The 23,652-nt window shown below is 74.7% G+C and carries 22 protein-coding genes; 12 read left to right on the top strand and 10 right to left on the bottom strand.

Annotated features, from left to right (window positions below; all coding sequences use genetic code 11):
* The first annotated feature begins 9 nt into the window (after window positions 1-9).
* Both AB0G79_RS12880 and AB0G79_RS12885 read left to right on the top strand, forming a co-directional pair.
* Entirely contained in the window at window positions 10-354 is a 345-nt protein-coding gene (locus AB0G79_RS12880; protein WP_360804722.1) for a GNAT family N-acetyltransferase, read from the top strand.
* A 343-nt stretch (window positions 355-697) separates the two neighbouring features.
* Complete coding sequence (locus AB0G79_RS12885) at window positions 698-2,122, top strand: transglycosylase family protein (protein ID WP_360804725.1); 1,425 nt, start codon at window positions 698-700, stop codon at window positions 2,120-2,122.
* On the opposite strand, the gene AB0G79_RS12890 is transcribed toward AB0G79_RS12885, so the two are convergent.
* Entirely contained in the window at window positions 2,003-3,049 is a 1,047-nt protein-coding gene (locus tag AB0G79_RS12890) for a DMT family transporter (RefSeq protein ID WP_360804728.1), read from the bottom strand. The two genes, AB0G79_RS12885 and AB0G79_RS12890, sit on opposite strands and share 120 nt — an antisense overlap.
* Before the next feature lie 171 nt (window positions 3,050-3,220).
* On the opposite strand from AB0G79_RS12890, the gene AB0G79_RS12895 reads away from it, so the two are divergent.
* From AB0G79_RS12895 to AB0G79_RS12905, 3 genes are all read left to right on the top strand, one after another.
* The gene (locus AB0G79_RS12895; RefSeq protein ID WP_360804731.1) at window positions 3,221-3,934 is read left to right on the top strand and encodes an IucA/IucC family C-terminal-domain containing protein; all 714 of its coding nucleotides are present in this window, start codon (window positions 3,221-3,223) and stop codon (window positions 3,932-3,934) included.
* Between the two features lie 84 nt (window positions 3,935-4,018).
* Complete coding sequence (locus AB0G79_RS12900; RefSeq protein WP_360804734.1) at window positions 4,019-5,503, top strand: SDR family NAD(P)-dependent oxidoreductase; 1,485 nt, start codon at window positions 4,019-4,021, stop codon at window positions 5,501-5,503.
* A gap of 274 nt (window positions 5,504-5,777) precedes the next feature.
* The gene (locus AB0G79_RS12905; RefSeq protein ID WP_360804737.1) at window positions 5,778-5,951 is read left to right on the top strand and encodes a hypothetical protein; all 174 of its coding nucleotides are present in this window, start codon (window positions 5,778-5,780) and stop codon (window positions 5,949-5,951) included.
* A gap of 102 nt (window positions 5,952-6,053) precedes the next feature.
* On the opposite strand, the gene AB0G79_RS12910 is transcribed toward AB0G79_RS12905, so the two are convergent.
* The 3 genes from AB0G79_RS12910 to AB0G79_RS12920 are packed head-to-tail and all read right to left on the bottom strand — an operon-like array spanning window position 6,054 to window position 8,911.
* On the bottom strand, window positions 6,054-7,463 hold the full coding sequence (locus AB0G79_RS12910) for a lipase maturation factor family protein (protein ID WP_360804740.1): 1,410 nt from the start codon (window positions 7,461-7,463) through the stop codon (window positions 6,054-6,056).
* Window positions 7,464-7,496: 33 nt separating this feature from the next.
* Window positions 7,497-8,048 (bottom strand): DUF1990 domain-containing protein, encoded by a 552-nt coding sequence (locus tag AB0G79_RS12915; protein ID WP_360804743.1) that lies wholly within the window; start codon window positions 8,046-8,048, stop codon window positions 7,497-7,499.
* Window positions 8,045-8,911, bottom strand: coding sequence for a YndJ family protein (locus AB0G79_RS12920; protein WP_360805165.1), 867 nt, complete (start codon window positions 8,909-8,911; stop codon window positions 8,045-8,047). The genes AB0G79_RS12915 and AB0G79_RS12920 overlap by 4 nt, the downstream gene beginning before the upstream one ends.
* Before the next feature lie 222 nt (window positions 8,912-9,133).
* Here AB0G79_RS12920 and AB0G79_RS12925 point away from each other — a divergent pair, with 222 nt between their 5' ends.
* Window positions 9,134-10,384 (top strand): DUF6777 domain-containing protein, encoded by a 1,251-nt coding sequence (locus AB0G79_RS12925; protein WP_360804746.1) that lies wholly within the window; start codon window positions 9,134-9,136, stop codon window positions 10,382-10,384.
* A 241-nt stretch (window positions 10,385-10,625) separates the two neighbouring features.
* Window positions 10,626-12,605 (top strand): SpoIIE family protein phosphatase, encoded by a 1,980-nt coding sequence (locus AB0G79_RS12930; RefSeq protein WP_360805168.1) that lies wholly within the window; start codon window positions 10,626-10,628, stop codon window positions 12,603-12,605.
* 25 nt (window positions 12,606-12,630) lie between these two features.
* Here the strand turns inward: AB0G79_RS12930 and AB0G79_RS12935 are convergent, their stop codons facing one another.
* From AB0G79_RS12935 to AB0G79_RS12945, 3 genes are all read right to left on the bottom strand, one after another.
* Entirely contained in the window at window positions 12,631-14,361 is a 1,731-nt protein-coding gene (locus AB0G79_RS12935) for an alpha/beta hydrolase (protein ID WP_360804749.1), read from the bottom strand.
* 153 nt (window positions 14,362-14,514) lie between these two features.
* Window positions 14,515-15,864 carry a HAMP domain-containing sensor histidine kinase gene (locus AB0G79_RS12940; RefSeq protein ID WP_360804752.1) on the bottom strand — a complete coding sequence of 450 codons (1,350 nt, stop codon included), beginning with the start codon at window positions 15,862-15,864 and terminating at the stop codon, window positions 14,515-14,517.
* Window positions 15,861-16,535, bottom strand: coding sequence for a response regulator transcription factor (locus AB0G79_RS12945; protein WP_360805175.1), 675 nt, complete (start codon window positions 16,533-16,535; stop codon window positions 15,861-15,863). Before AB0G79_RS12945 ends, AB0G79_RS12940 begins: the two co-directional genes overlap by 4 nt.
* A 64-nt stretch (window positions 16,536-16,599) precedes the next feature.
* Here AB0G79_RS12945 and AB0G79_RS12950 point away from each other — a divergent pair, with 64 nt between their 5' ends.
* The 5 genes from AB0G79_RS12950 to AB0G79_RS12970 all read left to right on the top strand — a co-directional run bounded on the left by AB0G79_RS12950 (window position 16,600) and on the right by AB0G79_RS12970 (window position 21,750).
* Window positions 16,600-17,475, top strand: coding sequence for a DNA-formamidopyrimidine glycosylase family protein (locus tag AB0G79_RS12950; RefSeq protein WP_360804755.1), 876 nt, complete (start codon window positions 16,600-16,602; stop codon window positions 17,473-17,475).
* 21 nt (window positions 17,476-17,496) lie between these two features.
* On the top strand, window positions 17,497-18,255 hold the full coding sequence (locus AB0G79_RS12955; protein WP_360804758.1) for a LytTR family DNA-binding domain-containing protein: 759 nt from the start codon (window positions 17,497-17,499) through the stop codon (window positions 18,253-18,255).
* 88 nt (window positions 18,256-18,343) lie between these two features.
* Window positions 18,344-18,751 carry a hypothetical protein gene (locus AB0G79_RS12960; RefSeq protein WP_360804761.1) on the top strand — a complete coding sequence of 136 codons (408 nt, stop codon included), beginning with the start codon at window positions 18,344-18,346 and terminating at the stop codon, window positions 18,749-18,751.
* A 13-nt stretch (window positions 18,752-18,764) separates the two neighbouring features.
* Complete coding sequence (locus AB0G79_RS12965; protein ID WP_360804764.1) at window positions 18,765-20,510, top strand: cation acetate symporter; 1,746 nt, start codon at window positions 18,765-18,767, stop codon at window positions 20,508-20,510.
* 31 nt (window positions 20,511-20,541) lie between these two features.
* A complete protein-coding gene (locus AB0G79_RS12970; RefSeq protein ID WP_360804767.1) occupies window positions 20,542-21,750 on the top strand; it encodes a histidine kinase in 1,209 nt (402 codons plus the stop codon).
* A gap of 41 nt (window positions 21,751-21,791) precedes the next feature.
* On the opposite strand, the gene AB0G79_RS12975 is transcribed toward AB0G79_RS12970, so the two are convergent.
* From AB0G79_RS12975 to AB0G79_RS12985, 3 genes are all read right to left on the bottom strand, one after another.
* Window positions 21,792-22,307 carry a hypothetical protein gene (locus AB0G79_RS12975; RefSeq protein ID WP_360804770.1) on the bottom strand — a complete coding sequence of 172 codons (516 nt, stop codon included), beginning with the start codon at window positions 22,305-22,307 and terminating at the stop codon, window positions 21,792-21,794.
* Between the two features lie 213 nt (window positions 22,308-22,520).
* The gene (locus AB0G79_RS12980; protein WP_360804773.1) at window positions 22,521-22,934 is read right to left on the bottom strand and encodes a PaaI family thioesterase; all 414 of its coding nucleotides are present in this window, start codon (window positions 22,932-22,934) and stop codon (window positions 22,521-22,523) included.
* Between the two features lie 4 nt (window positions 22,935-22,938).
* Window positions 22,939-23,505, bottom strand: coding sequence for a sigma-70 family RNA polymerase sigma factor (locus tag AB0G79_RS12985; protein ID WP_360804776.1), 567 nt, complete (start codon window positions 23,503-23,505; stop codon window positions 22,939-22,941).
* Between the last annotated feature and the right edge of the window lie 147 nt (window positions 23,506-23,652).

The raw sequence follows: 23,652 nt of genomic DNA on the forward strand, positions 1-23,652 counted from the left end.
AGCCGCCGTATGACCGAGCTGAAGATCCGCGACGACCGGGCGAACGGACGCCTGGAGGCCTTCGAGGGGGACACCTTCGTCGGCGTCGTCGTCTACTTCGTCCTCGACCTCGCCCCGCACGCCCTCGTCGCCGTCCACACCATCGTCGAGGACGGACACGAGGGGAAGGGGATCGCCGGGGCGCTCGTGCGCGAGTTCTACACGATCGCCGCCGATGAGGGCGTCCCCGTCGTCCCGCTCTGCCCGTACGCCGCCAAGTGGGCCGAGCGCCACCCCGACGAGGCACCCGTGCCCCCGCAGGACGTCGTCCGCGCCGCGAAGCTCCAGCTCAAGGCCACGCCCGGCCTCTGGTAGGCGTAACCGGGGCCATCGGGGTAACCCTGGAGACAGGGACCCTTCCGATGGCCCCGTCCGCCGTCCAGCCTGAGAGGTTCGCATGACGCACCCTCCCTACCCCGCGCCCGTTCCCCCGGTGCCCGCGCCCCCGCCCGTACCGCCGCCGAACCCCGTGCCCGTACCGCCCGACCCGGCCCCCGCCCCGGTCCCGCAGCCCGGCGGGCCCGTGCCCCCGCCGGAACCACAGCCCCAGCCCGGGCCCGCCGGCGCACCGCCCACCTGAGGTTTCGCGCGCGGCCTTGTCACGGAGCGTGTTCCGCCCCTAACTTGGACGGCTGTCGCTGTGTTCCAAGGGGGGCCCATGGCCGTACGCGGACGTCACCGCCGCCACCAGCCGAGCCGCATCAACCGCGCCTCGCTCACCGTCACCGCGGGAGGCGCCGGCATGGCGCTGCCCCTGATCGGCTCCGGAGCCGTACAGGCCGCCTCGCTGGACGTCTGGGAGAAGGTCGCCTCCTGCGAGTCCTCCTCCAACTGGCACATCAACACCGGCAACGGCTACTTCGGTGGCCTGCAGTTCTCCCAGTCCACCTGGGAGAACTACGGCGGCACGCACTACGCCCCCCGCGCCGACCTGGCCTCCAAGGACCAGCAGATCGCCATCGCCGAGCGGGTCCTCAAGGGCCAGGGGCCCGGCGCCTGGCCCGCCTGCGGGCCCCGCGCCGGCCTCGCCCGGGGCGGTGCGGCGCCCGAGACCGGCACAGCGACCCACGCCAACGCGCCGAACGCCCCCAAGGCCGCTCTGCCGGCCCAGCGCGCCTTACCCCAGCAGCCCGCCCGCCGCGCCGACCCCACCACCGTGCCCACCATCCGCGAGATGTACACGGTCACACCCGGCGACTCCCTCTCCAAGATCGCCCGTGACGAGCGCGTCCAGGGCGGCTGGCAACGGCTGTACGACAGGAACCGGACCGTCGTCGGCGACGACCCCGACCTCATCCACCCCGGTCAGCGGCTCACCCTGCGTATCTCCGCGCCCACGAAGCCCGCCCCCGCGGCGAAGCCGGAGAAGCCGGCGACGGCGGCGCCGCCGAAGACGATCGAGAAGGCCGCCAAGCCCGCCGCGCCCCCGAAGCCGAAGCCGAAGTCGCAGTCGCAGCCGAAGACCGCTCCTCGCGCCGCCACGCCGCCGAAGGCCGTCGCCCCCGCCGTCCGGCCCACCGCCGCGCCGTCGGCCAAGCCGAGCGCCAAGCCCTCCGCCAAGCCTTCCGTCGCCAAGCCGGTAGCCAAGAAGACGTCCCCGAAGAAGGCGTCCCCCAAGAAGACGTCCGTCAGGGCGTCCACCGCCGACGCGCCGTCCAAAGCGTCCAGGCCCGAAACCGACCGCTTCTCCGCGCCCGTCTCCGCCGGCATCGGCACCAGCTACGGCACCCGCGGTTCCTCCTGGTCCAGCGGCTACCACACCGGCGTCGACTTCCCCGTCCCCACCGGGACCTCCGTCAAGGCCGTCGCCGACGCGCGGGTGGTCTCCGCCGGGTGGGGAGGGGCGTACGGGTACCAGGTCGTCCTGCGGCACGAGGACGGCCGCTACAGCCAGTACGCGCACCTCTCCGCGGTCTCCGTCCGCGAGGGACAGCGGGTCCAGGGCGGCCAGCGCATCGGGCGGTCAGGGTCGACCGGCAACAGCTCGGGACCGCACCTTCACTTCGAGGTGCGGACGGGTCCCGGGTACGGCTCCGACATCGACCCCCTGGCCTACCTCAGGGCGCGCGGAGTCACCATCTGACGCACTCGACGCACTCGACGCACCTGGCGTACCTGACCCGTCGGACGCGTCCGCCCCTGACGACCGAGGCCCCGCCCCTGACACCGACAGCGCCTCCGGCGGGGCCGTCATCCGGTCGAGGGTGAGCTGCACCAGGCCCGCCGCCGCCACCGCGCCGCACAGCAGCGCGGCCACGCCGCCGGCGGCGCCGTACCGGAAGGACTCGTCGAACAGCGTCAGGCCCACGGCCGCCGCGACGACCGGGTTCACCACCGTGACCGTGGCCAGCGGGGCCGCGAGCCCCGCGCCCCGGTACGAGGCCTGGGAGAGCAGCAGCCCGGTCACGGCGAGCGCCGAGAGGACGAGGAGCCCCGTCCACTCGGCGAGGGGCGCCCGCGCCGTCCACTCCTCGGCCACGGACTTCGTGAAGACCGACGCCATGCCGAAGGCGACGCCCGCCGCCGCGGCGAGGACCACGCTCCGCAGCACCGTCCGGCCGGTCAGGTGCGCGAGCGCGAACAGCACCGCGACCACCGCCGCGGTGCCCGCCGCGAGCATCCACCGCTCGCCGTCGTCGAGCGAGCCCGTGTCCGCGCCGCTCGTGAGGCTGAGCAGGCCCGCGAGCCCGACCGTCGCCATGAGGGCGCCCCGCCACGCCCGCCGCCCGGCTCTCCGGCCGACGAAGAGCGCGGCCATGGGCAGCGCGAAGACGATGGTGAGCGCGCCGAGCGGCTGGACCAGGCTGAGCGGGCCGAAGGCCAGCGCGGCCACGTGCAGGGTCGCGCCGAGGCCGTTGAGCAGGACGGACACCCACCAGACCGGGCTGCGCAGCGGCGCGTAGCGCGGACCGTCGGCGGAGGCCGCGACCCGCTCCTGCACGATCGCCGCGGCCGCGTAGGCGACCGCCGAGACCAGGGCGAGGAGGACGGACGGCAGGAGGGGACTCATACCCTCCACGATCTCTCTTCCGGGCGGATTCGGCGTCGTACCGGAGGAGGGACCGGTCGGTACCGCCGTCGCAGTACGCGGCGTGCCCGTACGACCACGGGCGTACGCCGTACCGCCCGTACGGGAGAATCGCCGCGCCACCGCACACATCGCACGAGACAGGGGCACGGCGTGGAGATCGTCGACAGCGGATCCTTGGGCGGTTTCTTCGTCCTGCGCACCGCCCCGCCCCCGACCGGCGGCGCCCACCGGCCCCTCGCCCGCCTCTACGCGGGCGACGACGGGCCCCTCACCGCCCGGCTCGACCACGTCGCCGCCCGGCTCCGCGCCCCCGAGCGCCGCGTCGCCGCCTCCGTCGCCCACCTCGGGCTGGCGGCCCGCCTCTGGTCGACCGCGCTCGGCCCCGCCGCCCTGTACGGGCACTTCCCCGCGCTCGCGCCGGAGGAGCTGTCCTGGGACGGTGCCCTGACCGCCCCCGACGACCTGTGGTGGACCGGCTCCGCCACGCTCCCCGCCACGGCCGGGAACCTCCGGGCGGCCGTCCAGGAGGCCCATCTCGTCCCGCTGCACGCGGCCCTGGCCCGCGACGGCCGGGTCTCGCCCCGGCTCCTGTGGGGCAACGCCGGCTCCGCCCTCGCCGGGGCACTGCGCGAGATCGTCCGCTGGTCGCGCGCCCAGGACCGGCCCGAGGTCGCCGAACGGGCCGCCGCCCTCGTCTCCGGCCTCCTCGACGGTCCCGGCCTCGCCGGTACGGTCGGAGGCCCCCGGCTGCGCCGCTCCACCTGCTGTCTCATCTACCGCTGCTCCGGCGGCGGGCTCTGCGGCGACTGTGTCTTCGACCACGCCCCCCGAACGGGTTTGGAGGCGCGGCCCCCCGCTCCGTAAAGTTGGGTCTTTGAGTGCCCGCGCGCGCGTGTCGCGAGCGGCGGCGCACGAGCGAACCACGAGCGAACGAGGAACCCGAAGGCCATGACGGTGACCGAAGAAACCCAGGAACACGGGCCGGGTATCGACCCCGAGCGCCTGGCCGTCTGCCTGAGCGTCCTCGACGAGCTCGACGAGCTCGACGTCGACCACCCGGACGCCATCCGCGTGCGCCGCGCCACCGCCGGCATCTACCGGACCGTGAAGCAGCGCCGCCGTCAGGAGCGCCGGGCCGCGAAGACCGCCAACGACAAGGCGGTCACCGAGGCCACGGCCACCGGTTCCGCGCAGCGCATCGACGACGAGACCGAGGGCCTGCTGCCGAGCTCCGTCACCGAGGAGGGCCGGATCGCGGGGATACTCCAGCGTCCGCGCTCCTGCTACGTCTGCAAGACGCGGTACGTCGAGGTCGACTACTTCTACCACCAGCTCTGCCAGCCCTGCGCGGCGCTCAACCGCGCCAAGCGGGACGCGAGCGCCGACCTCAGCGGCAAGCGCGCGCTCCTCACCGGCGGCCGCGCCAAGATCGGCATGTACATCGCCCTGCGGCTGCTCCGCGACGGCGCCCACACGACGATCACCACGCGCTTCCCGAAGGACGCCATCCGCCGCTTCAAGGCGATGGAGGACTCCGCGGACTGGATGCACCGCCTGGAGGTCGTCGGCATCGACCTGCGCGACCCGGCGCAGGCCGTTGCCCTCGCGGACCAGGTGGCCGAGGCCGGTCCGCTGGACATCCTCATCAACAACGCGACGCAGACCGTCCGCCGCCTGCCCTCGGCCTACTCCGCCCTCGTCGAGGGCGAGAGCGCCCCGCTGCCGGCCGGTGAGCTCCCCGCCCACCACGTCATCGGCGCGTTCAACTCCGGCGCGGTCGGCGAGCTCGTCGGCTCCTCCGAGCTCCCGGCCGGGGTGCGCGACCTGGAGGCCCAGCAGGTCGCCGACCTCGCGCTGGTCGCGGGCAACGCCACCATCGCCAAGCACCTCGACGGCACCGCCATCGACGCCGGCGGCCTCGTGCCCGACGTCGTCGAGTCCAACACGTGGGTGCAGAGCATCGAGCAGATCTCCCCGGTCGAGCTCCTGGAGACCCAGCTCTGCAACTACACGGCCCCGTTCATCCTCATCAGCAAGCTGCGCGCGTCGATGGCCGACGCCGCGAAGAAGGCCGGGAGCGGGCGGGCGTACGTCGTCAACGTCTCGGCGATGGAGGGCGTCTTCAGCCGCGGCTACAAGGGCGCGGGACACCCGAACACCAACGCCGCCAAGGCCGCGATGAACATGGTGACGCGGACCAGCGGCCAGGAGATGTTCCAGACCGACGGCATCCTCATGACCTCCGTCGACACCGGCTGGATCACCGACGAGCGCCCGCACTTCGACAAGCTGCGCCTCGCCGAGGAGGGCTTCCACGCCCCCCTCGACCTCGTCGACGGTGCCGCCCGCGTCTACGACCCGGTCGTCCGAGGCGAGGCCGGCGAGGACCTGTACGGCTGCTTCCTGAAGGACTACGCCCCCGCGAACTGGTAGACGCCGGTCTTCCGGAAAGGGCGCCCCACCTGCTGGTGGGGCGCCCTTTCCGTCTCTTTCACTCGAACGCGTCACACTTTCGAGCCCGGTAGAGCGCTCCCGCGCTCATTTGGTTAGTCTGATGTCCACGATCGGCCACCGAGGACACACACCGTCTTCACGACCGGTCAGGGGACTGGCCTGTCACCAAGGCCGCGGTCCCGCCCGAACAACGGCGCCACCGCGACCGACGGCATCAAGTCCTCACTGGTTTCGCGACACAAAGGAGTGCGCGGTGACACCCGAACTGACGAAGCAGGAACCGAGACAGGCCGAGTCCCCCGAGCGGTCGAGCCGCCGGAACGGCGAGCTCGGAAGCCTCGAAGTGTGGGCCCGCTCGGCCCCCATCCGGCTGGCGGGATACGAGGACGACCTCGCGGAGCCCCACATCCTGCCCGGCATCGACTGAGCCTCGGCGTCCCTGACCCGACGTGACCGTCGCTTCGCCCTGTGCCCCCGGCCACCACACGAGGCCGGGGGCACGGGTGTGTCCAGGGGGCCCCGCCGCGCTCTACCGCAGCCGCGTCGGCGGCAGGTACTCGCGCAGCAGCCGCCGGTCCCACCAGGCCCCCGTCTCGCGCAGTTCGCGCCAGGTCGTGAACCGGTACCGGTAGAGCCGGGCCCGCACGTACCTCGGCGGAGCGTCCGGGAAGGGGTTGTGGGCGAGCAGCCTCAGCGTGTCCCGGTCGCCGTCGAGCAGCCGCTCCACGAACGGCCCGAACCAGTCCCGCGCGTAGCCGGGGGAGAGCGCCGCGAACCACATCAGCCAGTCGAGCCGCAGGTGGTACGGGGCGAACTGGCGCGGCAGCCGGCGGGGGTCGCCCGGCTTGCCCTTGAAGCCGTACTCCCGCCACACCGTCCCCTCGTGCGGCGGCTCGGCCCCGTCGGTGCCCTCGACCACGATCTCGTCCCGGATCCGCCCGACCGTCCCGAACGCCCCGTACGTGTTGACCAGGTGGTACGGGTCGTACGAGCGGTTCATGGCCTGGTGCCGCGACAGCAGGTTCCGCACCGGGCGGTGGCTCCGTACGAGGACGAAGGCGGTGAGCGCGGCGACCACGGCCACGTACCAGAGCGGCGGGTCCGGCCGCGGGTGCTCCCCGGTGAGCGGGGAGAGGTCCACGACGGAGACGGCGAGGACGACGGTGATCCAGTTGAGCCAGGCGAAGTTGCCGGAGAGCACCAGCCACAGCTGGGTCGCGATCATCAGGCAGGCGGCGACCGTGGCCACGGGCTGCGGGGTGAAGAGCAGGAACGGGACGAAGAGCTGGACGACGTGGTTCGCGCCCGCCTCGACCCGGTGCAGCGGGCGCGGGAGGTGGTGGAAGAACCAGCTCAGCGGTCCGGGCATCGGCTGCGTCTCGTGGTGGTGGTAGAGGCAGGTGAGCCTGCGCCAGCACTCGTCGCCGCGGATCTTGATCAGCCCGGCGCCGAACTCGACGCGGAACAGCAGCCACCGCAGGAGGAGGAGCACGAGGACGGGCGGCCCGGTGTCGTCGTTGCCCAGGAAGACGGCCAGGAAGCCCGTTTCCAGGAGCAGGGACTCCCAGCCGAAGGAGTACCAGGTCTGGCCGACGTTCACGATCGACAGGTAGAGCCCCCAGAGCACCAGCCACAGCAGCATCGACACCGGCAGCGGTACGGCGTCCCCGGCGCCCGCCACCATGGCCAGGGCGACCGCGAAGCCGGTCCAGGAGACGGTGGCGAAGAGGGCGTCGGAGTAGCGCCAGTGGAAGAGCGAGGGCGCGTGGCGGGGCCGCGTCCGGCGGACGTACTCCGGTACGGGGAGCATGCCGCGCTCGCCGATCAGCGCCCTGAACTGGAGGGCGGCCGACAGGAACGCCACGCAGTACAGCCCGGCGAGGCCCCGCTGGAACAGGGTCCGGCTCAGCCAGAGGTCGGGCGCGGTGAACCACTCCATCGCCTCCAGTATCGGCCCGGGGGCGGCCCGGGGTCACGCCCTGACGAGGCGCCGGAGCGTCCGGCCGAGGACGTGGGCGTACGCCCGCTGGAGCACCGGGACCACGGGGCCGGCCAGGCGCGTGTACCAGGTGGCGGGGCGGCTGAAGGCGGTGACCGTGAAGAGGACCGTGCCGTCGGGGGCGAGCGTCACGAGGAAGGACTCCTCGCCGAGTTCCGGGTGGCCGGTGAGGGTGCCGTACGCGAAGCCGACGCGGTCCTCCTCGTACGCCGTCCAGATCACCTCGCAGGGCGCGCCGATCCGGAGGCGGCCGAGGCCCGCCGACACCTCCAGGTGGACGCCGGGTTCCGCGCGGGTGGCGGTGCTGCGGACGGTGGCGCCCGTGGCGCGGTGGGCCCGCCAGGTGGTGACGGCGGTGCCCGCGGCCTCGAAGGCGGCGCGGCCGTGGCCGACGACGGTGGTCACGCGCAGGTGGTTGTACCCCTGGGGGAGGCGCTCGGGGGTGCGGGTGGCGCCGACGTCCGGGTAGGTGAGGCGGGGGCGGCGGCGGTCGCCGGGGGTGACGTCGTGCGTGATGCGGGTCATGCGGGGAGCTCCGTTCGGAGGGGGCGGAGAGGGACGGGGGTGCGGTCGGAGCGGAGGCGGCGCCGCGCGAGGAGGGCGCAGACGGCGAAGCCGAGGGCGTTGCCGAGGCCGTGGGTCCCGGCCGTCCACGCCAGGCCGAGGTGGGGGAGCCCGGTGGCCTCGCCGAGGGCCCAGCTCAGGGCGAGCAGCATCGTGACGGCGAGGACGAGGGCCGAGACGGCGAGCAGGCCGCGGGTGAGCGGGTCGGCCGCGAGGTCGCGGCGCTCGCGCAGGGTCAGGACGGCGACGGCCGTCATGCCGGCGGTGAGGACGACCGCGCCGACGAGCTCGGCCCAGTCGTCGACGAAGTAGCCGAGGAGCACGAGCAGCGTGCCGGCGGGGACGCTGAGCGCGGCGAAGCGGGCGGTGGGGCCGTCGTCGGCGCGGCAGACGAGCCCGGCGACGAGGGCGGCGGCGAAGCCCGCGAAGTGGAAGTGCGGGACGGTCAGCGCGAGCAGGTCGAGGTCGAAGCCGAAGAGCGGGTACGAGGCCCGCTCGGCGACCAGCGCGACTCCGGCGACGGAGGGCGCGACGAGCGCGGTGAGGACGGCGGTCTCGCGGGGGTGGAGGGAGCGGGTGAGCACCAGGCGGCCCGGGGCCTGGAGCGCGAGGGCGACGGTGGCCAGGGCGTAGACGGCGGCGAGAGCGGTCGCGAGGCCGGAGCGCGGGAGCCAGAGGGCGAGCGCTCCGGGAACGGCGAGGAAGGGCCAGGCCCGCCGGAGCGGGTCCCACCCCGGTGGCCGGGGGCCGTCGAGGAGTGCGAGGCCCGTGGGCACGACCCAGAACATCCCGATCATCACGACCGGGTTCACGATCAACGACAGTGCGGACACGCGACACCCCCGACCCAGGAAACCTTCGACTTGAACGTGTTCAACTGGCACGCCGAGCGTAGAGGCTTTCTTGAACGCGTTCAAGTGGGGCGTCCGGTCGGCCGTTCCACCGGCCGGGTGGCCGTCGCCCCGGTCGGACTTCCCCCGCTTGCGGGCGCCCCGGCGCTGCGACAGACATGGAGGACTGCCCGGCAGAGAACTCAGGAGAACCAGGTGCGCTCCTCACCCCTGCTCACCGCGATCGGTGCGCTCACCTCGGCCCTCGTCGTCGCCGGCTGCTCCTCCGGCGAGGAGGGCGGCAACCACGGCGAGCAGCCCGACGCCCCCGCCCAGGAGGTCCTGCTCCAGTCCGTCACCTCCCGGGGCCCCGACCCCTTCACCGAGTCCTCCGCCCGGATCAGCGCCCTGACCCCCGCCGTCGCCCGGAACCCGGCGGCCGCATCCGTCCAGCGGGTCCGCGAGGTCACCGGCTCCACCCCCGGCCTGTACGGCGGCACGCGCGCGGAGGCCAGCTGCGACGTCGAACAGCAGGCCGGCTTCCTCGCCGCAGACCCGGCCAGGACGCGCGCCTTCGCCGAGGCCGCCGGCATCCCCGAGTCGGGCGTCTCCGCCTGGCTGCGCGGCCTGACCCCCGTCGTCCTGCGCGCCGACGCGCGCGTCACCAACCACGGCTACCGCGGCGGCCGGGCCACCGCCTTCCAGTCCGTCCTCCAGACCGGTACGGCGGTCCTCGTCGACCAGTACGGGTCCCCGCGCGTCCGCTGCGCCTGCGGCAACCCGCTCCGCGCCCCCGTCGACGTCCAGAGCGGCGTCCACCAGGGCGACGCCTGGGACGGCTTCGACCCCGAGCACGTCGTCGTGGTCCGGCCGACCACCTCCGTCGTCACCAGCCTCGTCATCGTGAACGCCGCCGACCGCAGCTGGATCGAGCGGCGCACCGGCAGCGACGGGGCCGAGGACCGGAAGCCGGCCGTGGAGCCGGAGTGCGACCCGGACGCCTGCCGGCTGGCGGAGGCGGCGACGCCGCGGGCCGAGAGCCCGTCGCCCGCCACGCCCGACGCCCCGACCCCGGACGCCCCGGCCCCTGACCGGGGGAAGCACGAGCCCGCCCGGCCCGAGACGGTGGCGCCCGCCCCGGTCACCCCCGAGGCGCCGGCCCCCGAGCCCGTCACGCCGGACACGGTCGCGCCCGAGACCGCGGCGCCGGAGCCCGTCGTGCCCGAACCCGTGGAGCCGTACACCGAGCAGCCGTACCGGGAGGAGCCGTACCCGGAGCAGCCGTATCCGGAGCAGCCCTTCCCCGACGGGCCGGTCCCCGACGAGCCCTACCGGGAGGAGCCCGCGTACCCCGACGCGCCCCTCCCGGACCAGCCCTTCCCCGACCAGCCGTACCCCGACCAGCCCCGGCAGGAGGATCCGTACGCCGTCCCTTACCCCGACCAGCCCGAAACCTTCGAAGGATGAAACGGATCTTCATGGTGCGCACGGGCAGGGCTGCGCCTAGCGTGGCCCCATGAACGCGGGCAGAGGGGGCGGGGAGGCGGCCGAGCGGCTCCACCGTGCACCGGGACATCCAGAACAGCAGCCGGGTGAGCACCCGGAGCAGCACCCGGAAGGGCGCCCGGAAGAGCGCGACGCGCCGGCGGCTGTCGGGACGACGCCCGGCGGTGCCCGGATCCTCCACGAGTACGGGTCCGCCTTCCGCATGGGCGGCTTCGACTGGGATCTGCTCACCGGCGAGATGCTCATGGACGACGCCGCCCTGGAGGTCTTCGACCTGGACCGCGCGGACTACCACGGCCGCCCCGAGGACCTCTCGCCCCGCGTCCTGCCCGACGAGGGCACCCGCCTCGACACGATGGTGGCCCAGGCCCTCAAGGAGGGCAGCGACCAGTACGGGGCGTACTTCCGCATCCGCCGCCGCGACGGCACCCACCAGTGGACCCACACCCAGGGCCTCGTCCACCGCGACGGGACCGGCCGCCCGGTCCGCATCGTCGGCGTGCTGCGCGACGCCACCCACGAGCTGACCGAGTCGGCCGCGCGGCTCGGCCTCGACGAGGGACGCCGCCAGCGCGCCGGCGTCGTCGAGGGCACGACGGCGGCCCTCGCGTACGCCCGGACCGTCCAGGACGTCATCGACCTCCTCAACGACTCGCACGCGCTCGAACACTTCGGCGCGGCGAGCCTCGTCATGGGCCTCCTCGAAGCCGGCCGCATCCATCTGGTCGCCGAGGGGCCCGACGGCGCCTTCGTGCCGGGCACCCGGTTCACCCGGGTGGACGAGCCGTACCCGATGAGCGAGGTGATCCGCACCCTGCGGCCCCGGTTCATCGACACCGCACGGGACTTCTCGGACTCGTACCCGATCCTCTGGCCGCACATCAGCGGCCTCGGCATCACCGCCGCCGCCTACCTCCCGCTCATCGCCCAGGCCAGGCCGATCGGCGCGCTCGGCCTGCTCTACAGCGACAAGACCGGCTTCAGCGAGGACGAGCGGACCCTCCTCGTCGCGCTCGGCAGCAGCATCGCGCAGAGCCTCCAGCGGGCCATGCTGTACGAGCAGGAGCACGACCTCGCCGAAGGGCTCCAGCAGGCGATGCTGCCGCGCCGCATCCCCGAGGTGCCCGGCGCGCAGACCGCCGTCCGCTACCGCTCCGCACGCCTCGGCCGGGACATCGGCGGGGACTGGTACGACATCATCCCGCTGCCCGGCGGGCGGGTCGGCGCCGTCATCGGCGACGTCCAGGGCCACGACACCCACGCGGCGGCCGTCATGGGCCAGCTGCGGATCGTGCTGCGCGCGTACGCCGCCGAGGGGCACACCCCGGCCACGGTCATGGCCCGCGCCTCCGTCTTCCTCCACGAGCTCGACACGGAACGTTTCGCCACCTGCACGTACGCCGAGGTCGACCTCGGCACGGGCGTCGTCCAGGTCGTCCGCGCCGGCCACGTCGACCCGCTGATCAGGGACGTCGACGGCGGCTGCCGCCGGGTCCCGGTGGAGGGCGGCCTCCCGCTCGGCCTCTCCGCCGAGTTCGGCCGCCTCGACTACCCGGTGACCACCCTGGAGCTGGACCCCGGGCAGACCCTGATGCTGTACACCGACGGCCTCGTGGAGAAGCCGGGCGCCGACCTCGACGAGGGCTTCCAGTGGCTCACCTCGCTCGTCCGGCGCGGCCCCGGCGACCTCCAGGTGCTCGCCGACCACCTCTGCGACGTCGTCGCCGACCGGGGCGGCGAGGACGACGTCGCCATCCTCCTGCTCCGGCGGGACGAGGCCCTCGCCGCCCAGGCGGCGGGCCGGTTCCGTCAGCACGTGGCCCAGAGCGACCCCGAGGCGCTCAGCTCGGCCCGGCACATGATCAGGGCGGCGGTACGGGCCTGGGGCGCGGGGGAGCGGGCGGACGAGATCGAGCTGGTCGCCGACGAGATGATGACCAACGCCCTCATGCACACCGACGGCGGGGCGATCGTCACCCTGCGGGTCCTGGGCGGCCTCGAACGACGGCTCCGCGTCGAGGTCGAGGACCGGTCGAGCGCCCTGCCCCGGCGCCGCGAGGCGGGCGAGGCGGGGGTCTCGGGCCGTGGACTGCTCCTCGTCGAGCAGATCTCGGACGCGTGGGGCGTGGAGTCGCGGGGCGGCGGCAAGTGCGTGTGGTGCGAGTTCAACGTGGCGAACTGAGCGGCGGGGAGCAGCGCCGCCGTCGTCAGGGCTCGCAGGTCGTCCCGGGGGCCACCGGCGTGAGGTCCGTCAGGTAGGCCTCGACCTTCCGGTCGACGCAGGCGTTCCTGCCGTACCCGGTGTGGCCGTCGGCCTCGAAGGAGAGCAGCATCCCTCCGGGGAACTGCCCTGCCAGGCCCACCGCTTCGGCGTACGGCGTCGCCGGGTCGCCGGCCGTGCCCACGACGAGCACCGGCGGGACACCGGGCGCGTGGACCCGGTGCGGGCGCTCGGGTCCTGACGGCCAGTCCTCGCAGACGAGCTCGCTCGCCACGCTGGACGTGCCGTAGACGCCCGCGGCCTTCTCGGCGGGTGCGAGCGCGTCCCAGTAGGCCTGCGGGTCGCGCGGGTGGGGGACGTCCAGGCAGTTGACGGCGATGAGGGCGGCCTCGCTGTTGTCCTCGGGAACGGCGGGGACAGCGGGGGCGTCGGAGCCGGCCGGAGCTTCGTCGTCGGTGTCGTCGGTGTCGTCGGTGTCGTCGGTGTCGTCGGTGTCCTGGGTGTCCTGGGTGTCCTGGGCGTCCTGGGTGTCCTCCGTGTCCTCCTCCGTGCTCTCCTCCCCGAGCGCCGCCAGCTTCGTCCCGTCCCCCTCGTCCGCCGCGCGCAGCGCCTCCGAGAGGCCCTCCCACTGCGCCTCCGGCGTGTACATCGCCATGCTCAGCGCGCCCACCACGCCGGCCGCGTCCAGCCCCTCGTCGGATTCGTCGACGGGCAGCGGCTCGCGCCGCGTCCGCTCGACGAGCCGGTCGATCAGCGCCCGTATCTCCTCGGGCGTCCCGCCGGGGCAGCTCTCGCCGATCGTGTCCGCGCACGACTCGGCGTACGCGTCGACGGCGTCCCGGAAACCGGCCGACTGCCCGAGCATGCGCTGCCGCCAGTCGAGCGACGGGTCGACGGCCCCGTCCAGGACCATCGCCCGCACGCGGCCGGGGAACTGCTCGGCGTACGAGGTGCCCAGGCTCGTGCCGTACGACCAGCCGACGTACGTCAGCTTCCTGTCGCCCAGCACGGCCCGCAGCACGTCCAGGTCCCTGGCCGCGTCCACGGTCCCGACGTGCGGGAGCAGCGGCCCGCTGGCCCTGCGGCAGGCGTCGGCGGTCGCCCGTGCGTCGGCGAGGACGGCGGCACGGTCCGCGGCGGTACGGGGATGGAGCGCCGCCTCGGCCGACGCGCGGGCCTCGCCCTCGTCGTCCGGGTCCGCGCACGTCAGGGCGGGCTTGCTCCCGCCCACTCCGCGGGGGTCGAAGGAGACGACGTCGAACCGCTCGCGCACGCCCCGGCCCAGGGTGTCGGCGACGCCGTCCTTCACGAGCTGGGCGCCGGGCTCGCCCGGGCCGCCGGGATTGAGGACGACCGAGCCCTTCCGCTCGGCCGGGAGCGCGGTCGCCGCCCTCGCCACGGGGAGGACGAAGGTCCTGCCGTCGCCGGGGTGCGCGTAGTCCCGGGGGACGGTGAGCGAGGCGCACTGGACGGTGTCCTGGTCGCCGCAGGGGCGCCACACGAGCTTCTGGCCGTAGAAGCGGCGCAGGTCGGGGCGGGCGGCGGGGTCGGCGGCCGAGGCCTTCCCGCTGTGCGCGGGCCGGGCCGGGGCGGTGCCGGAGCAGGCGGACAGCGAGCTCGTGCCGATGACGGCGAGGGCGAGCACGGCGAGCGCGGGTCGGCGGCGCTCGGCGGGACGGCGGCGGTGAACGGGGCGGCGGTTGGCGAGGCGGTACACGAGAAACTCCCCTGGACGGTCGTTCCAGGAAGGATCACGCGGCGATGCTGAGGTTTTCCTGAGGACGGACGGGCCACGAATCCGCCTCCGCCTCCGCCGACGGCCCAGCCCTCCACCGACGGCCCCGCCCTCCGTCGACGCCCAGCCCTCCGCCTACGCCTCCGTCGGCAGGCGCAGGACGAACCTGGCCCCGCCCCGCTCGCTCCGCCCCGCCGTCAGCGTCCCCCCGTGCGCGTGCGCGACCCACGCGGCGATCGACAGGCCGAGCCCCGTCGACCCTGACCGGGACCCCGACCCGCTGCGGAACCGCTCGAACAGCGAACCCGCCACCTCCGGCGGCAGGCCGGGGCCCGCGTCCGCGACGGTCACGGTCCCGTCCCGCTCCACCGTGACCAGGACGTCCGCCGGGACGTCCGGCGCGTGGCCGTGCAGCAGTGCGTTGCCGAGCAGGTTGCCGACGGCACGCCGTACGAGGTCGGGATCGGCGACGACCACCGTGTCCTCGGCCTCCACCCGCACCCGGTGGCCGCCCGCGGCGTCCTCGACCGCCTCCTCGGCCACCGCCTCCACCAGCTGGTCCAGGCGCAGGGGCTGCCGGGCCACCGCGGCCGTACCGGACACGAGCCGGGCCCGGGTCAGGAGCCCGTCGACGAGTCGGCCCATGCCCTCGGCCAGGCGCAGGGTGCGCCGGTGGACCTCGGCGCTGTCCGTCTCGCCGCGCAGCGCCGTCTCGGCGAGCGTGCGGAGGGAGGCGGCGGGCGTCCGCAGGTCGTGGGCGGCGTCGGCGAGGAAGGCCTCCTGCCGGTCGAGCGCCGCGAGCGCGGGCCGGACCGCGCGCCCCGACAGGAGGTGGCCGACGGCCGCCGACAGCAGGACGAGCACCGCGCAGCCGGCGGTCGTCAGCCCGACGAGCCGCCGGTGGTCGTCGCGCTGCGCGGTCGCGTCGGACGCCGTGACGAGCACGCCCTGCGGCCCGGCGTCGTCGGGGGCCTCGGGCGCGTAGAAGGGCTGCGCGAACATCCGTACCGGCTCGCCCTCCGTCGTCCGCCCGTCGAAGGCCCGCACCGCGTCGGCCCGCACCGCCGCACGCCCCGCCTCCTCGACGAGCGCCGGGTCCACGGTCAGGCAGGGCTTTCCCGGCGCGTGTTCGACGGTCAGCCGGCCCGGGGCCTCCGCGTCCACCAGGAGCACGGTCAGCGGCGGGCAGGCCGTGTCGACCGACTCGGCGAGGACGTCCGTGACGAGCCGCCCGTCCTCGTCGGTCTCCAGGAGCCCGAGGGCCCAGCTGGTGTCCGCGTCCATGGTGTGGTCGAGCTGCTCCCGCCACCGGCCGCCGTCGGCGCGCACCGCGAACACCGCCATCGCGACCAGGCCGACGGCGCTGGTCAGCGCGAACAGCAGGCTGATCCGGCGGCGCAGCCGGAGGATCCGGGCCGTCGGCGTCAGCGTCCGGGGAGCCCCGAGCCCGGCACGGACGCGGGCACGGACGCGTGCGCGGCTCACCGCGGGCCGTCGGGCGGCGCGAGCCGGTAGCCGAGGCCGCGCACGGTGTGGATCAGCGGCGGATCGCCGAGCTTGCGGCGGAGCTGGGAGACGAGGACCTCCAGAACGTTGGACTGCGGCTCGGCCATCTCGTCCCAGCAGCTCTCGATCAGCTCGGCGCGGGAGACCGCCTGGTCGGCGCGGGCGGCGAGGACCTCCAGGACCGCGAACTCCCGGCCGGTGAGCGTGAGGAGGACCCCGCCCCTGCGGACGAGCCGCCGGGCCGTGTCGACCTCCAGGTCGCCGACGCGGTGCACCGGCGGGCGCACGACGGCGGAGCGGCGGCACAGGCTGCGCACGCGGGCGACGAGCTCGGGCACGGCGAACGGTTTCACCAGGTAGTCGTCACCACCGCTCGCGAACCCCTCCACCCGGTCCGCCACGGTGTCCCGCGCCGTCAGGAACAGCACCGGCACCCCGCGCCCGGCCCGGCGCAGCCCCTCGACGTAGGCGGCGGCGTCGCCGGACGGCAGCATGCGGTCGAAGACCGCGCAGTCGTACGCGGTGACGAACAGCGCCTCGTCCGCCCGCGGCAGATCCTCGGCCTCGTCCACGGCGAGCCCGGCGGCCCGCAGCGCGGCAGCCACCCCGAACCGGAGGTTGTCGTCGTCCTCGACCAGCAGTACTCGCACCTCGGCCACCTTAGGGGGTCTCCTCCGGCGAGCGTCCGGGACCCGCGTGCGGCAGGGTGGTGCCATGCCCGAACTGCCCGAGGTGGAAGCGCTCCGCGAGTTCCTCGTCGCCCACCTCGTGGGCAAGGAGATCGCCCGCGTCCTGCCCGTGGCGATCAGCGTCCTCAAGACGTACGAGCCGCCCGTCACCGCGATCGAGGGCGCCGAGGTCACCGCCGTCGGCCGGCACGGCAAGTTCCTCGACGTCACCACGAGCGGTCCGGCGGGGGAGCTGCACCTCCTGGTCCACCTCGCGCGCGCGGGCTGGCTCCGCTGGCAGGACCCGCTGCCCTCGGGACCGCCCAAGCCCGGGGGGCGGAACCCGCTCGCCCTGCGCGTCGCCCTCACCGGGGGCGACGGCTTCGACCTCACCGAGGCCGGGACCACGAAACGCCTCGCCGTCCACCTCGTCCACGACCCGACGGAGGTCCCCGGCGTCGCCCGCCTCGGCCCCGACCCGCTCGCCGAGGACTTCGACCGCGACGCCCTCGCCGCGCTCCTCGCGGGCGAACGGCGGCAGATCAAGGGCGCCCTGCGCGACCAGAGCCTCGTCGCGGGGATCGGCAACGCCTACAGCGACGAGATCCTCCACGTCGCCCGCATGTCCCCGTTCAAGCCCACCCAGAACCTCACCCCGGACGAGGTCACCACGCTGCACACCGCGATCAGGACCACCCTCGGCGAGGCCGTCGAACGCTCCCACGGACTCGCCGCGGGCAGTCTGAAGGCCGAGAAGAAGAGCGGCCTGCGCGTCCACGGCCGGGCCGGGCAGCCCTGTCCGGTCTGCGGGGACACCGTCCGGGAGGTCAGCTTCAGCGACTCCTCCCTCCAGTACTGCCCCACCTGCCAGACCGGCGGGAGGATCCTCGCCGACCGCCGGCTGTCCAGACTGCTCAAGTAGCCCCGGCATAGACTCCCGCGCATGCTGCGCGTACTGGCCGTCGACGACGAGGAACCCGCCCTCGGAGAGCTGCTCTACCTGCTCCGGGCCGACCCCCGGGTCCGTACCGCCGATGGCGCGGGCGACGCGACCGCCGCGCTGCGCAGGATCGGGCGCGCCCTGGAGACGGGACCCGACGGCGGGGACGGCATCGACGTCGTCTTCCTCGACATCCACATGCCGGGCCTCACCGGACTCGACGTCGCCCGGCTCCTCGCCGGCTTCGCCCGGCCGCCGCTCGTCGTCTTCGTCACCGCCCACGAGGGCTTCGCCCTCCAGGCCTTCGACCTCAAGGCCGTCGACTACGTGCTCAAGCCGGTCCGCCGCGAGCGCCTCGCCGAGGCCGTGCGCCGCGTCCACGAACTCGTCCACGCCACCGCCGTCCCCGCCCCGGCACCGGCGCCCGCCCCCGAGCAGATCCCCGTGGAACTCGGCGGCGTCACCCGTTTCCTGGACGTCGACGACATCGCGTACGTGGAGGCCCACGGCGACTACGCGCGCCTCCACACCGACACGGGCAGCCACCTCGTCCGCATCCCGCTCTCCACCCTGGAGGAGCGCTGGGCGGCCCGGGGCTTCGTCCGGATCCACCGCAGCCATCTCGTCGCCCTCGCCCGCATCGACGAACTCCGGCTCGACGGCGGCGCGACCTCGGTCCGGGTCGGCGCCACCGACCTCGCCGTGAGCCGCCGCCACGCCCGCCACCTGCGCGACCTCCTGATGCGCAGGGCCGGCGGCTGAGCCCGGCGGCTCCTCTTCCGGCGGCGGTCCCCGTGTGCCTACACTCCACGGGCCCCACAGCCAGCCTGCCAGCAGAAACGGGACGCCGATGCCGGAGATCCACCCGCCGCGCAGGCCCCGGCGCGAGACCGTCACCCATGCCTCGGCCTTCCACGGCCACCCCGGCTCCCGTCCCGGAGCCCACCCGGGCCTCCGGACGCGCCCCAGGGGCCCGCACCCGACCGTCCGTTCCGAGATCGACGAGCAGACCACCCTCGGCCACACCTACGTCCGGTCCCTGATGCGCAGCCAGCTGCGGGCCGCGCTCACCGCCCTCGGCGCGCTCGCCCTCCTCGTCGGCACGCTTCCGCTGCTCCTCGCGCTGCCCGCCCCCGAGGCCCTCGTCTGGGCCGCCCTCGGCTTCGGCGTGTACCCGGTGGTGTGGGCCATCGCCCACTGGTACGTCCGCCGGGCCGAACGCAACGAGCGCGCCTTCACCGGCCTCGTCGAGCACTGAGGCCGCCGGCTCCGTGAACCAGGCCCACGCGGTCGTCGCCGTCGCCGCCGTCGTCCTCGCGACCGTCCTCATCGGCGCCCTCGGCCTGCGGGTCTCCCGCACCACCTCGGACTTCTACGTCGCCTCCCGGACCGTCGGCCCCGGCCTGAACGCGGCCGCCATCAGCGGCGAGTACCTCTCTGCCGCCTCCTTCCTCGGCATCGCCGGGCTCGTCCTCGTCCAGGGCCCCGCCATGCTCTGGTACCCGGTCGGCTACACCGCCGGCTACCTCGTCCTGCTCGTCCTCGTCGCCGCCCCGCTCCGCCGCTCCGGCGCGTACACGCTCTCCGACTTCGCCGAGGCCCGGCTCGCGTCCCGCCGCGCCCGCCGCCTCGCCAGCCTCTTCGTCGTCGGCATCGGCTGGCTCTACCTGCTGCCCCAACTCCAGGGCGCCGGGCTCACCCTGGAGATCCTCACCGGCGCCCCCGACTGGGTCGGCGGGCTGCTCGTCGCGCTCGTCGTCACCGGCACCGTCGCCGCCGGAGGGATGCGCAGCATCACCTTCGTGCAGGCCTTCCAGTACTGGCTGAAACTCACCGCCCTCCTCGTCCCCGCCCTCTTCCTCCTCGCCGCCTGGTACGGCGACGGGGCGCCCCGGGCCCGCTTCGACGCCCCCGCCGTCCTGCGCGAGCACACCGTCGTCCGCGTCGCCGACACCGTACGCATCGGCCTCGACGCCCCCCTCACGCTCACCGTCACCGGGACCGTCGACGCCGTCCCGTACGACCACGGGACCGTCACCCTCGCCGCCGGCACCCACCACGTCCGGGCCGGCACCGAGCTCGGCTTCGCGCCGGGCACGGTCCTGCCCGAACGGGCCGCGAGCGGTGCCGACCCGCTCGGCTGGTCCCAGCCGCTCGCCGGGGGCCGCGACGGACACCAGCTGTACGCCACGTACGGACTGATCCTCGCGACCTTCCTCGGCACCATGGGCCTGCCCCACGTCGCCGTCCGCTTCTACACCAGCCCCCACGGCCGCGCAGCCCGCCGCACCACCCTCGTCGTCCTCGGCCTCGTCGGCGCCTTCTACCTCCTGCCGCCGCTGTACGGAGCCCTCGGCCGGATCTACGCCCCCGAACTCGCGCTCACCGGATCCGCCGACGCGGCCGTCCTCGTCCTGCCCGAGCGGATCCTCGGCGGCTTCGCGGGGGAGCTGCTCGGCGCGCTCCTCGCGGGCGGGGCGTTCGCGGCGTTCCTCTCCACCGCCTCCGGCCTGACCATGTCCGTCGCCGGGGTCCTCACCCAGGACGTCCTGCCGAGCCGCAGCGCCCCGACGACCCGGGGCGTCCGCCACTTCCGGCTCGCGACGCTCCTCGCCACCGCCGTCCCGCTCGGCGTCGGCGTCGTCGCCTCCGAGGTGCCGGTGGCCGACGCCGTCGGGCTCGCCTTCGCGGTCTCCGCCTCCTCCTTCTGCCCGCTGCTCGTCCTCGGCATCTGGTGGCGGCGGCTCACCCCGCCCGGCGCGATGGCCGGGCTGCTGCTCGGCGGCGGGTCCGCGCTCGTCGCCGTCATGGCGACACGGGCCGGACTCGCCCCCGAGGGCTGGCCGCACACGCTCATGGCCTGGCCGGCCGTCTGGTCGGTGCCGCTCGGCTTCCTCACCATGGTCCTCGTCTCGCTCGCCACCCCCGACCGCGTCCCGCCGGGCACGCCCGCGCTGCTCGCCCGGCTGCACCTGCCCGAGGAGATAGCCGAATCCCTGACGGAGGTACGCCGATGAGCGGGGCCCTTTCCCTCGTGGAGGTACGCCGATGACCGGCATCGCCCTCGCCGCCGCCGGTGCCGTCGGGGCCGTGCTGCTCGCCGTCGGATTCGCCCTCGGCCGGCTCACCGCCCGGCGTGCGGGCCGCGCCGCCGACCCCGACCTCGGCACGCCCGTCGAACGCGCCACCTTCCACACCCTCCACACCGCCTCCCTCGCGGCCCCGCCGCTGCGTGCCGGGCTCACCGAGGACACCGCCCGCAAGGCGGCGCACACCCTCCGCTCGCTGCTCGGCACCGAGGCGCTCTGCCTCACCGACCGGGACGCCGTCCTCGCCTGGGACGGCCCCGGCGGGGACCACCACCGCGCGCACGTCCCCCAACTCGCGGCCGACACCCTGGAGTCGGGCCGCAGCCGCTCCGCGCACACCGGCTGCACCGACCCCGCCTGCCCGCTGCGCTGGGCGGTGATCGCCCCGCTCACCGGCGAGGACGGCGTCCTCGGCGCGCTCGTCGCCTACGGCTCGCGCGAGTCGGCGGTCCTCGTGCGGGCCGCGACGGAGGTGGCCCGCTGGGCCTCCGTCCAGCTGGAGCTGGCCGAGCTCGACCGCTCGCGGACGCGGATGGTGGAGGCCGAGATCAAGGCGCTGCGCGCGCAGATCTCCCCGCACTTCATCTTCAACTCCCTCGCCGCCATCGCCTCGTTCGTCCGCACCGACCCCGAGCGGGCCAGGGAGCTCCTCCTGGAGTTCGCCGACTTCACCCGCTACTCCTTCCGCAGGCACGGCGAGTTCGCGCAGCTGGCCGACGAACTCCGCGCGGTCGAGCAGTACTTGGCCCTCGCCGGTGCGCGCTTCGGCAGCCGGCTCAAGGTGACGCTGCAGATCGCCCCCGAGGTCCTCCCCGTCACCCTGCCCTTCCTCTGCCTCCAGCCGCTCGTGGAGAACGCGGTCAAGCACGGCCTCCAGGAGCGGGAGCGCGGCTGCCGGGTGACGATCGCCGCCCGCGACGAGGGCGCCGAGGCCGTGGTGACCGTCGAGGACGACGGCGTCGGCATGGACCCGGAGCTGCTGCGCGCCGTCCTGCGCGGCGAGCATCCCGACGGCTCGGGCATCGGCCTGTGCAACGTGGACGAGCGGCTCCGCCAGGTGTACGGGGCGGAGCGCGGTCTCGTCATCGAGACGGGTGTCGGCGCGGGGATGAAGGTGACGGTACGCGTCCCCAAGTACCGCCCGGGGGTGCATCCTTCGGCACCGTAACCCGTGGCCCGTGGCCCGTGGCCCGTGGCCGTCCGCGCCGGTCAGCGCAGGTGCAGCGACAGGTGCGCGAGCGGCAGGCCGAGCTTCCAGGCGGGCAGCCAGATCTGCTCGGCCTCGTCGACCGGCGTCTCGGCGTCGACCGGTCCGTCCAGGTCGGCGGCGCGGACCCAGGTGTCCCGCAGCCGGTGCCAGGCGGTCCGCGCGAGCGCGAGGTCCGGTCCGTCTCCGTGGGCGGCGAGCCGCCGGGCGAGCCGCTCCTCCACCCAGGGCGGCCAGGGCCGGTCGTAGGCCGTGTGACGGAGCCACTCGTCCGCCTGGAAGAGCGGCCAGGTGTCCCGGCCCCCGTCGGGCGCGTGCGGGCCGTCCGGCTCGTCCGTGAGGTGGACGGTGAGGGCCAGGGCCTGGAGCCCCGACCGGTACTCCAGTGAGCCGGGTGCCACGAGCGCGGCGGCTCGCAGCACCTCGTCGGCGACGTACTCGGCACACAGCCAGGCCATCGGGACGGCGAGTTCCCCGCCGCTCGTCCCACCGGTGCCGTTCGTGCTCTCGGGCAGCAACGCTCCCACCTTCTCCCGGACATGCGGGCCCCCGACGTCGGGGGCCCGGGGGAGAGCCTCCTCCGTCGGGGGCGCCCGCGGGTCCCGCTTTGCTCAACTCGCCCGTGTCCTTTCGGATACGTTTCCCGGCCGGATCGGTACCGGTGGGATTGCGGGATGCGAGTGGGGCAACGGGTCTCGCGTGAGGCTGGTGGGACGGCCGGGACGGAGGGGTCAGCCGAGGAGCGCGTACACCGCCGTGGCGTGTGCGGCGGTCTCCTCCGTCCCGTCGGCGGTCATGACGATGTCGGCGAAGGCCATCCGCTTCCCGGTCTTGGTGAGCCGCGCCCGGACGAGGACGTCGGCGCCGACGACCGGCCGCTGGAAGGTGATGTTCTGCTGGACGGTGGTCATCGGCACGAAGCCGCCCCGGGCGGAGGCGACGGCGATCACCGTGGCGGTGTCGGCGGCGGCCATCAGGGCCTGTCCCGACAGGCCGCCGCCCTCCCGGGCGAGCCGGTCGGACCAGGGGAGCCGGAGCACGGCCTCGGCGCCGTCGACGGAGTCGACGGTGAGCCCGAGATCGAGCACCCAGGGGGCGAAGTTGTCGGCGAGGACCTTTTCGGCGGCGGCGAGAGTGAGCGTCACCGCGTCATTGTGCGGCCGCCGCCCGGGGCCGGGCAATGGGTGACCTGCGCGGCCGGTAGCCGGGGAGGGAGCGGCCGAGCTGCCGCAGGGCGTAGTGCGAGCGGGACTTGACGGTGCCGGCGGGGATCCCGAGGTCCGTGGCGGCCTCGTTGACCGTGAGGCCGTGGAAGTAGAGCCTGACCAGGACCGCCTGGTGCTCGGGGCTGAGCTCGCGGACGGCCGCCCGGACGTCGAGCGCGGCCTCGGCGGACGCGGTGGCGTCCTGCGGGTCGGGGGTGACGGCGAGGACGCCGTCGCCGATCTCGGCGGGCCGGGCGAGGCGCGAGCGGCGGGCGTCGATGGCGAGCCGGCGGGCCACCGTGAAGAGCCAGGGGCGCATGGAGTCGTAGGGACCGTCGAAGGCCTCGGGGTGGAGCCAGGCCCGGACGAGCGTCTCCTGCGCCAGGTCCTCGGCGCGCTGCCGGTCGCCGTAGGTCAGCCCGAGGAGGAACGAGAGGAGCGCGGGGCCGTGGTCCCGCTGCAACCGCTCCAGGTTGCGCTCGTCCGTCGTCGCCGCCGTCGTCGCCGTCATGATCCCGCCTTTCGTCGTCTCGGCGGTATACGAACGCATTCGGAAGGCAAGAGACAGGGAACGGACAGAGGTCTGCGATGAACGGTCGCACCGAGCGGTGAACGGCGCGGCGAACGGTCAGAAGGAATCAGTACGCCCGATTGGTCC

Origin of the sequence: Streptomyces sp. NPDC020807, from assembly GCF_040641575.1 — a bacterium.
Lineage (GTDB): Bacteria > Actinomycetota > Actinomycetes > Streptomycetales > Streptomycetaceae > Streptomyces.

Coding starts and splice junctions, on each gene's coding strand:
- AB0G79_RS12915 (WP_360804743.1), bottom strand. CDS start 8,048: ATGACCCGCATCACGCACGACGTCACCCCCGGCGACCGCCGCCGCCCC.
- AB0G79_RS12900 (WP_360804734.1), top strand. CDS start 4,019: ATGACGGTGACCGAAGAAACCCAGGAACACGGGCCGGGTATCGACCCC.
- AB0G79_RS12955 (WP_360804758.1), top strand. CDS start 17,497: ATGCTGCGCGTACTGGCCGTCGACGACGAGGAACCCGCCCTCGGAGAG.
- AB0G79_RS12985 (WP_360804776.1), bottom strand. CDS start 23,505: ATGACGGCGACGACGGCGGCGACGACGGACGAGCGCAACCTGGAGCGG.
- AB0G79_RS12885 (WP_360804725.1), top strand. CDS start 698: ATGGCCGTACGCGGACGTCACCGCCGCCACCAGCCGAGCCGCATCAAC.
- AB0G79_RS12890 (WP_360804728.1), bottom strand. CDS start 3,049: ATGAGTCCCCTCCTGCCGTCCGTCCTCCTCGCCCTGGTCTCGGCGGTC.
- AB0G79_RS12970 (WP_360804767.1), top strand. CDS start 20,542: ATGACCGGCATCGCCCTCGCCGCCGCCGGTGCCGTCGGGGCCGTGCTG.
- AB0G79_RS12910 (WP_360804740.1), bottom strand. CDS start 7,463: ATGGAGTGGTTCACCGCGCCCGACCTCTGGCTGAGCCGGACCCTGTTC.
- AB0G79_RS12880 (WP_360804722.1), top strand. CDS start 10: ATGACCGAGCTGAAGATCCGCGACGACCGGGCGAACGGACGCCTGGAG.
- AB0G79_RS12960 (WP_360804761.1), top strand. CDS start 18,344: ATGCCGGAGATCCACCCGCCGCGCAGGCCCCGGCGCGAGACCGTCACC.
- AB0G79_RS12950 (WP_360804755.1), top strand. CDS start 16,600: ATGCCCGAACTGCCCGAGGTGGAAGCGCTCCGCGAGTTCCTCGTCGCC.
- AB0G79_RS12930 (WP_360805168.1), top strand. CDS start 10,626: ATGGGCGGCTTCGACTGGGATCTGCTCACCGGCGAGATGCTCATGGAC.